The sequence below is a fragment of the Paenibacillus sp. EKM301P genome (assembly GCF_011800295.1).
GTDB classification, from domain to species: Bacteria; Bacillota; Bacilli; order Paenibacillales; family Paenibacillaceae; genus Paenibacillus; species Paenibacillus polymyxa.
The window spans coordinates 224,116-236,250 of the sequence record NZ_JAALFM010000003.1 but is presented as its reverse complement, the minus strand read 5'-3'; the positions used below and the strand labels follow the sequence as shown (position 1 = coordinate 236,250).

The following is a 12,135-nucleotide window of genomic DNA, read 5'->3' as shown; positions in this document are numbered from 1 at the left end:
TTGTCGGTTATGTGGACAGCTCTCGTTGGGCAGATGCGCCTAATTCCTCATGTTGCAATAATTGCTTCAGCGCATGTAGTGCAAAAGGGTTGGCTTTATGTGCGCGGAGCAGTGCAAAAGCGGCCCCCTTGACTAAGATATATGTATCACTGCAGATTATGTCCAAAGCTAAACGTAGCTCTGCTTCTGAACAAGGCATCCATGCCAAAGTTTGTAAAGCTGCGTTTTGCACATCATCATCTTCATCAGGCTTGGACAGCAGCTCGCGAATTCCTCGCATGATCATCGGCTGCTGGCTCTGATCTGCATATAGTCCGATGACCTTCAGCGCTTCTATACGAAGCAGATCCTCCTCGGATGATTGCTGCGCAAGCTGCAAAAGTAATGCGATGGTGTCCTCCACAGGCTGGGGGATCGCTGTTAATTCGCGTAGTGATACCAACCGATCTTCATACGATAGTGTAGGGAAAATAGATAAAAATGTCTTTCCCTCATCATCGGTTTGTATGGACATATACCCTCCTTATTTCTTAGCCAGATTACTTTTGGCATTGTGTATTACCTACTCTTATGTCTGTAGTTCGATAAAGCCTCTTCCGTTCCGCCCCCCTCCAGCAGCACCATAATCGCATAGGAGATTGTATCAATCCAATCGTCAAGGGTACTAATCTGCTCTGCGGTCAGCAGGTGATTCCGTTGCAGCATACTATCAGGATACAACGCCCATGCCCGTGTATATTGGCAAATTCCCCACAGAGCGGATATAAGCTCCCGTTCTACGGACGGTTTCTCCAGCTCATCTGCCAGAACTCCAATGATAGTCATGAGCTCATGAAAATTATCCTCGATCAGTTCGCCTTGAAAGGGACGAAGCATCCCTAGAAATCCGCTTTGCATTTTGGGATGCTCCAAATCATCATGAATAAAAGAATGACAGCGCAACAGCTCGCGAGCCTCTTGTTTATTCATGAAGTTCCGTAATCTCTGCTCGGATGCCTCTGCATAGAAAGCTACCTGACAGTCCCGACAAGGCATCGATGTCAACGACCATGTCTGCTTCTTCATAGCGGAAATCAAGCTGCAAGATGATATTTTCTGTTTCTACAGGGGTTAATACATGCTCTTTGGTTTCCAGAAATGTAAAAGTCACTGCATAGCGTGGAATGTCTTTCGCTGAAGCTTCAAGGATCACAGGTGCCTCAGCCGAAGGTTCCAGATCCGGTGATTTAGGAACCAGCACACTAGTGGGGGATAGCTCAATCGTCAGTGTAATCTGGTCTTTCGTCATATTGGCAGCTGTGACTCGGTCATAGTGGAAAGGTGGGAAATAGCCGAGCTTTTCGACAATGCTGTCTGCACCTTGAATAGAAACGGTTGGAGAGAAAGCCAGTTCCAGTCCGATAGACCCTGTCAGTTGGTCTTCATATTCTGGATTGATACGGATAAGGGCCTGTTCCGGCTCTACCTTCAAAATCGTACCTATAAAATACTGTTTGCCATGGATCAGGACAACATCATGCGGAACGAACGGCAGTGCTCCTCCGGCTTGATAATGAATGAGATATTCGTTTCCTTTTTTTTCAATGTTGTGAACTTGAATTTGCATAAATTGCAGCCTCCTAGGGTTAATGAGATGACGGATAGTTTAAGTGTGACGTAAAGGGTACGGAGTCCACGATTGAAAAACATACTTCATATCCGGGGTATTCTTTTCGAGCATAAATGGGAGAATATCCATAATAGCCCTTGCTTTACTGCCAGCATAAAAGTTGCGCGAGCTGTGTAACAACTTGTCTGCCTTCAACCACTGGCTCAGCTTCATCATAACGTCTTCCATGCTTGTTTGGTCGATATGTTCATAAACGTCCTGACGGATCGAAACGAGTATGCCGCAATTATTGGAGGATCGGGACATGGTGTCATTGGACAAAAGAATGTACACTTCCGGCGTGGTACCTTTGTTATAGGACGATTTGATACTAGGAGCCTCTATAACCAGCATCAAAGGAGTCATTTCATCATCGGTTACAATGCGGAGCAGCTCCTGCTTGTCCCAGCGGATCTTGCCGTGTTTGGCTTTCTTCGATTGATAGACAGACACACGGGTATTGCGGATTCCTGATATATTCAAGAGCGCTTCAAAACAATCGAACAGGTTAGTAAAGCAGTCTTCGGCAAACAAAGTGTGCTTCTCCGACAAGGAACCTGTCATTATGAAATTATAATGTAGGTTGTTAACCACAAGCATCCACCCTTTATTCATGAATTACCAATTATCCTACCATAATATATGACATGGTGATTGAATTCACCTTTTGAGGGATTCGTTAAAATCGTTTGGAAACCAGTTCAACTTCGCGTATACTAGGAAAGTCATATATGGAACGGCCTGAGCCGCCTTGCGGCCGTATGTTGAGTTACATGAACAGATTCAACGATAACGGATATGCTCCCTTCCTGAAAAGGGGAGAATGAGAACCGATACAAAAATGGGAATTCTGAACTATGGAACGATAGATGTCATATGGCACATGAACCTATTTTACGTGACACATATTGAATACAGATAAGGGAAGTGAATACAACTTGAAGAATTTTACAGCATTAGGCGTGGAGCAACATTGGGTAGAAGCCTTGAAAGAGCAAGGCATCTCAGCGCCAACACCTGTACAACAGGAGTCCATTCCACTGTTGATGGAAGGTCAGGATGTGATTGCCGAGGCACATACGGGCACGGGGAAGACGCTTGCGTTTTTACTGCCGATTCTACAAAAGCTGAATTTGGACAAGCGGCATCCGCAGGCGCTCGTGATTGCACCTACGCGTGAATTGGCGCTCCAGATTACAGAGGAAGCAAAATGCTTGGCTGCTGCGGAACCGAGTTTATCTCTGCTAGCTGTTTACGGAGGACAGGACGTGGAGCGTCAGCTTCGTAAACTAAAAGGTGGCGCACAACTGATTATTGGTACACCTGGGCGACTGTTGGATCATCTGAGACGTGGCACGCTTGATTTAGGCGGCATTAAAATGCTGGTCCTGGATGAGGCTGACCAAATGTTACACATGGGCTTCTTGAACGATGTGGAAACGATTCTTCAGGAGGTTCCTTACCGAAGACAAACCATGCTGTTTTCCGCTACGATGCCAGCTGGTATTCGCAAGCTGGCTCGTGTCTATATGAACGAACCCGTTGATGTCAAAGTGAAATCGGCTTCTTCCGTTCCCGTGAGCCAAATCCGTCAGGTCGTTGTGCAAACAACAGACCGTGGTAAGCAACAGGCATTGGTAGATATGCTGAATACGGATCGTCCGTATCTGGCTGTTATTTTCTGCCGTACCAAGCGCCGGGCTTCCAAACTGAATGAAGAACTCCAGGAGATGGGGTTCGAGAGCGGTGAGCTGCACGGGGACTTGTCCCAGAACAAGCGGGAGCAAGTGATGAAGGCGTTCCGTGAAGCGAAACTTCAATTGCTCGTAGCGACAGATGTAGCCGCACGCGGCCTCGATGTAGAAGGCGTCACGCATGTCTTCAACTATGACATGCCGCAGGATGCCGAAAGCTACATCCACCGCATCGGACGTACCGGTCGTGCCGGAGGCAAAGGCGTTGCGGTGACGCTCGCCACGCCAAGGGATGTTCCTGAGCTTCGGAACATCCAAAGAGTTGCTGGTGTCACATTCACCAGCAGTGAGGGCGGCGGGCAGCGTAGATCTGCTCCCGATACGCCTGAGCGGCAGGGTAGAAATGACCGCTCAGGCAGAAACGACCGCCGTTCCTTTGGCGGCAACGATGCTGGCGGCGGCCGCCGCAGCGGCCGCGAACAGGCGGGTCGTCGTGACGGTGCAAGCGGCGAGCGTCGCTCCAACCGCAGTAGCAGTGAACGTGGCGGATATGACCGCAGTAGCGGCCGTTCTGTACGCGAAGGTCAAGGCCGCTCGGCAGGCCAAAGCAGCGGACGTGGCGGATATGACCGCAGCAGCGGCGGATCTGCACGCGGAGGTCAAGGCCGCTCCGCAGAGCAAAGCAGCGGACGTGGCGGATATGACCGCAGCAGCGGCGGATCTGCACGCGGAGGTCAAGGTCGTTCGGCAGGCCAAAGCAGCGGACGTAGCGGATATGACCGTAGCAGCGGCGGTTCCGCACGCGGAGGCCAAGGTGGACGCGGTGGACAAGGTCAAGGAGGCCGACGCGGTCGGTCCAGGTAGATAAAATGGGGGTATTCTCATAGAATGCTCCACTATGGTTATCATAATAGCCCCGGGGAGGCTGATCTTCCGGGGCTATTGTAATCTTCATATATGCCGCTGTAAGAACAGCATCATAAGATAAAGAGCAACCAAAGATGCCCTGAGATAACCGAATAGCGGTCAGGACATTTTTTAAAAGATAATTTGGAGGGGTTATACATCATGCAGGAACAGGATATGGGCAAGCGTGCCATGGTCTCAGCATGGATCAGCCTGATCAGCAACATCCTCTTAACCGGCATCAAAATAATCGCAGGACTCATGTTCAACAGTAAGGTACTGGTGGCCGATGGTGTGCATAACGCCGGGGACGTCATTGCTTCTGCAACGGCACTGGGAGCGATGAGAATATCCAGCCAGCCGCCGGATGAGGATCATCCTTATGGTCATGGCAAGGCAGAAGTAATTGGTGCTAGTGTAGTGGCGGTCATACTGTTCGGGGCAGGCATATTTATCGGCTATCATTCCATTGCCGCACTGTTCGAACCGATGCCACAGGAGCATATACTGGCATTGGTGGCCGCCATTATTTCCTTGCTCTGGAAACAGTGGCTGTATATCTACACGATTCGTATTGGCAGAGCGGCCAATAGTCAGGGTCTCATTGCGACGGCAAAAGATCACCTGGCTGATGTGTATGCCTCGGGAGCGGCTGTCTTGGGGATCGGATTAGGACTGATCGGGGAACATTGGAATATTCCGATTTTATCTTACGGCGACCCCATTGCGGGGTTCGTAGTGGCGTTGCTGGTTCTGAAATTGGCGTGGGAAATGGGTCGCGAATCCATAGATGTGCTCATGGAGAAGGCCATTGCAACCGAGGAAATCGAAAGCTACGCAGCAGCGGCACTGAGTGTAGTCGAGGTTCAGCGTATTGATCGTATCCGTGCCCGTGAGCATGGTCATTATATTATCGTTGATATCCGAGCTTCAGTGGATGCCTCTTTGACGATTCAGCAGGGACACGATATTATCCGGCTGATCAAGAGGGCCGTCATGAAGCAGGAGCCGCGGGTTTATGAGGTGCTTGTCCATTTGAATCCGTGGTATGCAGACGACCTCCATGCTGTAAAATCAACACAAAAAGACTCTGAAGATAAGGTATAACCGATACGAATAACGCCCCTAGAACATACGACGCGAATTGACAGATAACTTGCCGGAAGGGTATGCTTTTAAAAGCCGAACGATGATGAATAAAAGCGAGGTTACCCGAAAATATGCGAAAATTTTTAAAATGGCTAGGTATTTCTGTGACTGCTGCAGTCCTTTTAGTGGGCGGATATTATGCTTATTCTATATATCATTTTACGAACCAAATTTCGGTTGCTTCCGGACAGGATTCGAAATTTAAACCGCAAACCCAAACTTCAACCAATGTACAACCTGTAGAGGTATCACTCCCACCGGAATGGGATGGAACAGAAAGAGTAAATATACTGCTGCTTGGCGGAGATTCCCGTGGAGAAGATTCAGGGCGTTCTGACTCGGTTATGGTTGCTTCTGTTGATCCGGTTACGAAAAAGGCCACACTTATGTCGATTCTTCGTGATACGTATGTCAAGATCCCGGGTCATGGGCAAAGTCGATTGAATGCTGCCTTTTCCTACGGTGGGCCGGATTTGACCAGACAGACTGTGAGCGACCTTCTGGGCATACCGATTCAATATTATGTATATACTGATTTTAATGGTTTCATTGCACTGGTTGACTCTGTAGGTGGTATTGACCTGGATGTCGAAAAAGATATGCATTACACTTCCAAGGCAGACAAACACCAGTTTGATATTGACTTGAAAAAGGGAATGCAGCACATGGACGGTAAAACAGCCTTGCAATATGTACGTTTCCGTCATGATGCGACTTCGGATTTTACACGTACGGAGCGACAGCGCAAATTCATTACCGAACTGGGCAGTAAAATACAATCGACCTCGTCGCTCATTAAACTGCCAAGTATTTTAAATAGCATTTCTCCTTATATTGAAACGAATCTGAGTACAACGGAAATGCTGCAGTTGGCTTCATTGGGTTTTAATATCGATGCTAAAACAGTAGCGAAGCAGCAAATCCCGCCAAATGAACTGGTGCGCGGGGAAACCATCAAGGGTGCACAGGTGTTGGGTGTGGATGAGCGGAAGCTCAAGCGGTTCATACAGAATCTTTTTGATCAAGAAAACAAACCTGTGACTACGACGGTGGAGGCTGCCACCACGACAAATGATACTCCATAACCATTCAAAGCAAGCGAAGTTCGTACAATAACGTACAACTTTGTTTGCTTTTGTGTTTATTTGGGTATAACCTTGTATATTTTGTTCCAAAAATATATCGTAATTATGAAGAACGTATACTCATCTGTCTAAAGAGAAGGGGAATGTCATGTGGAAATAACTCCGGCATGGAAAGACCGGTTTAAGAAGTTTTTTCTGAACAACAAGTTTGTGTTATTCCTGTTGGTACTGCTGCTGATCGGCTTGAATATCTTAGTGCTTACCAAAATTTCATACATATTTACCCCTGTCATCGTGCTGCTGAAAACGATTATTCTCCCTGTCATTTTGTCCGGTGTATTGTACTATCTGCTCAATCCGTTGGTAGATGTACTGGAGCGGAATAAGGTAAAGCGAGTATACTCCATTGTTGTTCTGTTTTTGCTCATTATAGGGATTATCGCTATTGTGGTTACGTCGGTGGTACCTGTGATCCGTGATCAGATACAGGGCCTTATCCAAAATGTCCCTGCTTATACCGAGCAAGTCAAACAACAGTTTGAGCGACTGATTGGCAGTAACTTTGTGAACCAGTTCCAGAACACCATTCAAATAGATCCATCTGAACTGGCCTCCAAAGCTTCTGAAAAGTTATCTGGCTTTATCAATAATGCATGGACGGGTGTGGGAAGCTTTTTGGGTGTGATTACGGAAACTGTGCTTGCGATCGCTACGGTTCCGTTCATTCTGTTCTATTTGCTGAAAGATGGACACAAGCTGCCGCAGTGGATTCTAAAAATGCTTCCACCTATGTTTCGTAAAGAGACAGATCGTATCATGACCGAAATGAATCATCAGGTCAGCTCGTACATTCGTGGACAAATTATTGTTAGCTTCTGTATTGGAGTGCTGCTATATATAGGTTATCTGATTATTGGATTGGACTACTCTTTGACGCTTGCGGTCATTGCGTCTTTTACGAGCGTGGTTCCCTACTTAGGTCCTGTAATTGCCATTACACCCGCGTTAATCGTAGCTATAGTTACCTCACCGATCATGCTGCTCAAAATGGTTATCGTATGGACAGTTGTCCAGCTTATTGAGGGTAAATTTATTTCACCACAAATTATGGGCAAATCGCTTCGAGTACATCCGATTACGATTATCTTTGTTATTTTGACAGCAGGCAATTTGTTTGGTGTGGTAGGGATTGTACTGGCTGTTCCAGGTTATGCCGTCTTGAAAGTCATCGTGACCCATCTGTTTAGTTTCTTTCAAAAGCGTTCACATCTTTATGAAGCAGATAAAGTAAAGTAAAAAGCAGTCTCTATGAAAAGTAAACATGACTAATGGGCGCGTTAAATCTACTATTTTGCCCCTCTTGGTTAACTGTGGCTTTACGTGCTATACTTAATGCCTATTCTTATTCCAAAATAGAAAGGTCAGACTTTTTATGATAAAACTCAGCATTCTTGACCAATCTCCGGTATCGGAAGGCATGACGCATGCACAAGCATTACAAAAGACTGCTGAGCTTGCTATAGAGGCGGAACGCTTGGGTTATCATCGCTTTTGGGTATCCGAGCATCATGCTGCCTCTAATCTTGCAGGGTCCAGCCCCGAGGTATTGATTTCACACCTGGCTGCTCGTACCCAGACGATTCGGGTAGGGTCGGGCGGTGTGATGCTGCCCCATTACAGCGCTTATAAAGTAGCGGAAAACTTCCGGGTACTGGAGGGATTGTATCCGGGGCGGCATTGATCTGTACCCCGAGCAGCTGGATGATCTGCTAGCCTACTTGCACGATAGCACAGGCAGCCAGCATCGCTTCGGTTCGCTACAGGCGATGCCGCTCGTAGAGACTGTGCCGGAAATGTGGCTGCTTGGCTCCAGCGGTGATAGCGCGGGTCTGGCCGCCGAGCGTGGCGTAGGCTTTGCGTTCGCGCAGTTTATTAATGGTGAAGGCGGCACAGGTGCTATGAAGGGATATCAGGAAAACTTCCAGCCTTCCCAGCATAGTGACCAACCGCGTTCGCTTGTCTCCGTATTTGCGATCTGTGCGGATACTGAAGAGGAGGCCAATCGTTTGGCATCCAGCATGGACTTGTCCCTGGTGCTTTTGGAACAGGGAACGCGTTCCGCAGGAACACCTTCCGTCGAAAAGGCGCTTGCGTATCCGTATACGCCATATGACCGGATGCGCATTCGTGAGAATCGCAAGCGTATGGTGGTTGGTTCACCCGCACAGGTCAAGCGTCAGCTTGAGCAATTATCCAAGGACTATAATGCACAGGAGATCATGGTTGCGAGCATTATTCACGACTTCGATGCCAAAATGAAATCTATACGTCTCATGGCTGAAGCATTTGGACTGTCCTCTGTACAGGCTTAATGCGAATGGCCAGAATTTTGTTGATGCTATACAGAATATTAGAAGTTTGGAGCGCAAAGAGGAGCCGATGCGATCAGCACGGCTCCTCTTTTATTCCGAAATATGCTTATTATAAAAATGATAAAGATTATCAACTTACAAGTTTGGAATATAGAGGTAAAATCTATTTATTCCTTCTCTTGACCAAAAACACCAAAAAATATAAAAACCCAAAAATAATACTTATTAGAAATGAGGTTGATAATGTACTAAAAATAAAATCAGACGCAGGTAAAGTGAAGAACTTAGTCGCTCCATTAACTGTAGATGAATGTGTTGGGCCTTTGATGAAGGAATAATATATACCTACCATAAATCCGTAAGACAAATACTTAATTAGTTTTTTTTCAAATTTACTCATAACGATAACCACCCTAAAATTATTTTTTTGGAAAAGGAGAATTTCAAAAAATGAAACCAATTAAGGTAATAACGAAAACCGCAATTTTGGCAGCAATGATGGCACTATTACTCCCATACGTCCCCCTTGCTTCTGCAAGTGAATCACCAAATCCGTTATCTTCCAGCATACAAGCAGAGGCAGGTAAATGGGAAAAAACCGATGAAATAACATCCGCACATGGACAAGTATACAAATATATAGATCCGACTAGCAGTGTTGGAGAGGATGTTTATTACTATTATGTCAATTATAATGACTTGACGCAAGAAAAAGGCAATAAAGGTGTTGTTAGTCCACAGTCTTGGGGAATTGGCCCAATTGTTAAAACTAATGAAAATAAAGGATATTGGGTTGATACTAACAATGCACTTCGTGTAAGTACCTATTATGGACCTGGCAGTGCAAAACTTACAGTATCATCTTCAATTACAGCCCAAGTAGAAGGATCGATTTCGGGTTCTGCGGAAGCTATTGAAGCGAGCATGGGATTTAGTTTAAGCCAGGGTTTTTCTCTATCTGATGAATACTCTGTGAATGTTCCTAAGGGAGAAAGATGGGTTGTTAGTGCTTTCCCACGATATGAAAAACATAGATTAGGAGTTTATGATCCATACCCATGGGGAGATTCCTTCTTAGGTTATGTTATGGTGTCTAAGCCTGTGGGGGTTGCCTTCAGAGTCGATAAGCATTAAACAGGTAAAATAAATATATCTAAAATTAAAACAGGAGCCGATGCGATCAGCACGGCTCCTATTTTGTTGCAGAATTTCTCAAAATAACAATATAGGGGTAGGAGAGCGCTGCTGAGAGCCATCAGACCGCATAAGTAAACTCATCATAGGTGAATCGTTATAGCATCCGATGCGGTCCAAGATTTAAAGGAATATGTGAGTTAACACTTGATAATGATTATCAATATCTTTATTATATAAAGATAGAATGAAGTTTTGATGAATGTCGTGCGTTAAGCCCGTGATTATATATATTGGATTAGGGAAAGGGATGATTCCAAATGTTTCGTCTGAAAACGGCAAATCTGGATATTGCTTATGAAGATCGATTGATAGTAGAAGATCTGAACGTAGAAATACCGCAAGGGAAAATTACAGCGTTGGTGGGTGCAAATGGCTCCGGTAAGTCGACCATTCTGAAAACGATGGCTCGCATCATGAATCCTAAAGGCGGTAGCGTTCTGTTGGATGGTAAATCCATTCATAAGCAATCCACCCGGGAGGTAGCCAAGCAGTTGGCTATTTTGCCGCAGAATCCGACGGCACCGGAAGGATTGACCGTGACGGAACTGGTATCATACGGACGTTTTCCCTATCAAAAAGGTTTTGGCTCCATGAAAGCGGACGATCGCAAAATGGTAGAGTGGGCCATCCAAGTAACAGGAATGAGCGAATTTCACGATCGTCCGATTGATCAGCTTTCTGGGGGGCAGCGTCAACGTGCCTGGATTGCTATGGCGCTTGCACAAGATACGGATATACTGTTTTTGGATGAGCCGACTACATTTTTGGATATGGCGCATCAACTGGAAGTGCTGCATCTGCTGGAGTATCTGAATACTTCGGCAGAACGCACCATTGTTATGGTCGTGCATGACTTGAACCATGCAGCCCGATATGCTCAGCATATGATTGCGATCAAAAAAGGGAAAGCGAAGGCGGTAGGAGCCCCGACGGAGGTTATGACGCCAGATGTGCTGCGTGAGGTGTTCGGAATTGAGGCGGATATTGTTACTGATCCTCGTACGGGGGTACCACTCTGTCTTCCGTATGCTTTGGCTGGTCAGCCTGCGGTAAGCCAAGCAGTAAAGGGAATGAATGTAGAAGAGAAACAAACGGTGGGTTCTGTTGCCGAGCGGCGTGATGCTAGACCACAAGTAGCAGCAAGAGGTTAGAGGGTGCGCCAAGTGGCAGCATCACGGTAAGGGTTTGTGAATATTGGCATGTCCGTCACGTTTTGGGTAAAATAGGTTGAGAACCTAAACCAAGCGACATGAAGGAGGATGCTATATGTCTGTCTATTCATATAATGCCGTAACACCAGCCAATCAGGAGGTTTCTCTGGAAACTTACACAGGTAAAGTGCTGGTTATTGCGAATACCGCTAGTAAGTGCGGACTTACCCCGCAATATGGGGATTTGCAAAAGCTTTATGACGAATATAAGGATCGGGGACTCGTTGTTTTAGGCTTCCCTTGCAACCAGTTTGGCGGTCAGGAGCCGGGCAGCAGCGAGGAAGCGGCTGAATTTTGTCAATTGAATTACGGGGTTAATTTCCCGGTATTCGCTAAAGTGGATGTGAACGGACCAGATACAGCCCCTCTGTTTGAATATCTGAAGAAGCAACAGCCTGGAGAACAGGAAGATGGTACAATTCAGTGGAATTTTACAAAATTCATTGTGAATCGTGAAGGTGTGCCTGTGGGACGCTTTGAGCCCAAGGAGTCACCGGAAGCGATGAAAACGGCCATTGAGCAGTTATTATAATAGCTTCGTGTAATTCCAAAGTATATGTGTAAACAAGGTCTGATTTCCGCTTGTCTTAGGGGAAACGGACCTTTTTTTATTCCCTACATACGCATTTGCCTAAAGATTGACGTATCGTGTGAAAGTCTGTTCCAGGAGCATAATCAAGAGGCAGGTAGGGAAAACTGAATGGAGCAAAAAAAGATTTCAGCAAACGGCTGAGTTCAGATATCCTTGCCTTTTAAAATGTGGACAAATTGTGAATATCATAAAAAGCTATTGTAATGTGAAAAATATCACACTATAATAAGCACATGAAGTGAAATAAATCACAAGAAGTAACGAGTTATATAAGTGAAAGT

The 12,135-nt window shown here is 46.0% G+C and carries 12 protein-coding genes and 1 pseudogene; 9 read left to right on the top strand and 4 right to left on the bottom strand.

What is annotated here, in order from left to right:
• Positions 1-7: 7 nt before the first annotated feature.
• The 4 genes from HFD99_RS09260 to HFD99_RS09245 are packed head-to-tail and all read right to left on the bottom strand — an operon-like array spanning position 8 to position 2,263.
• Positions 8-514, bottom strand: coding sequence for a HEAT repeat domain-containing protein (locus tag HFD99_RS09260; RefSeq protein WP_025366041.1), 507 nt, complete (start codon positions 512-514; stop codon positions 8-10).
• A gap of 44 nt (positions 515-558) precedes the next feature.
• Complete coding sequence (locus HFD99_RS09255; protein WP_123797754.1) at positions 559-969, bottom strand: hypothetical protein; 411 nt, start codon at positions 967-969, stop codon at positions 559-561.
• Positions 962-1,606 carry an immunity 50 family protein gene (locus HFD99_RS09250; RefSeq protein WP_016822834.1) on the bottom strand — a complete coding sequence of 215 codons (645 nt, stop codon included), beginning with the start codon at positions 1,604-1,606 and terminating at the stop codon, positions 962-964. The genes HFD99_RS09255 and HFD99_RS09250 overlap by 8 nt, the downstream gene beginning before the upstream one ends.
• Before the next feature lie 39 nt (positions 1,607-1,645).
• Positions 1,646-2,263, bottom strand: coding sequence for a hypothetical protein (locus HFD99_RS09245; RefSeq protein WP_123797753.1), 618 nt, complete (start codon positions 2,261-2,263; stop codon positions 1,646-1,648).
• A 323-nt stretch (positions 2,264-2,586) separates the two neighbouring features.
• On the opposite strand from HFD99_RS09245, the gene HFD99_RS09240 reads away from it, so the two are divergent.
• The 9 genes and pseudogenes from HFD99_RS09240 to HFD99_RS09200 all read left to right on the top strand — a co-directional run bounded on the left by HFD99_RS09240 (position 2,587) and on the right by HFD99_RS09200 (position 11,794).
• Complete coding sequence (locus HFD99_RS09240; protein ID WP_123797752.1) at positions 2,587-4,206, top strand: DEAD/DEAH box helicase; 1,620 nt, start codon at positions 2,587-2,589, stop codon at positions 4,204-4,206.
• A gap of 204 nt (positions 4,207-4,410) precedes the next feature.
• Positions 4,411-5,355: a cation diffusion facilitator family transporter gene (locus tag HFD99_RS09235; RefSeq protein WP_123797751.1), complete on the top strand. Its 945-nt coding sequence runs from the start codon at positions 4,411-4,413 to the stop codon at positions 5,353-5,355.
• A gap of 113 nt (positions 5,356-5,468) precedes the next feature.
• Positions 5,469-6,482: an LCP family protein gene (locus HFD99_RS09230; RefSeq protein WP_016822838.1), complete on the top strand. Its 1,014-nt coding sequence runs from the start codon at positions 5,469-5,471 to the stop codon at positions 6,480-6,482.
• A 150-nt stretch (positions 6,483-6,632) separates the two neighbouring features.
• Positions 6,633-7,778, top strand: a complete 1,146-nt coding sequence (locus HFD99_RS09225; RefSeq protein ID WP_016822839.1) for an AI-2E family transporter — start codon at positions 6,633-6,635, stop codon at positions 7,776-7,778.
• A gap of 136 nt (positions 7,779-7,914) precedes the next feature.
• Positions 7,915-8,854 (top strand): annotated as a pseudogene (locus tag HFD99_RS09220) (LLM class flavin-dependent oxidoreductase).
• A gap of 5 nt (positions 8,855-8,859) precedes the next feature.
• Positions 8,860-9,192 carry a hypothetical protein gene (locus HFD99_RS09215; protein ID WP_123797750.1) on the top strand — a complete coding sequence of 111 codons (333 nt, stop codon included), beginning with the start codon at positions 8,860-8,862 and terminating at the stop codon, positions 9,190-9,192.
• Between the two features lie 112 nt (positions 9,193-9,304).
• Complete coding sequence (locus HFD99_RS09210; protein WP_123797749.1) at positions 9,305-9,988, top strand: hypothetical protein; 684 nt, start codon at positions 9,305-9,307, stop codon at positions 9,986-9,988.
• Positions 9,989-10,308: 320 nt separating this feature from the next.
• Positions 10,309-11,202, top strand: a complete 894-nt coding sequence (locus HFD99_RS09205; protein WP_016822843.1) for an ABC transporter ATP-binding protein — start codon at positions 10,309-10,311, stop codon at positions 11,200-11,202.
• A 115-nt stretch (positions 11,203-11,317) separates the two neighbouring features.
• The gene (locus HFD99_RS09200) at positions 11,318-11,794 is read left to right on the top strand and encodes a glutathione peroxidase (protein ID WP_016822844.1); all 477 of its coding nucleotides are present in this window, start codon (positions 11,318-11,320) and stop codon (positions 11,792-11,794) included.
• Positions 11,795-12,135 lie beyond the last annotated feature (341 nt).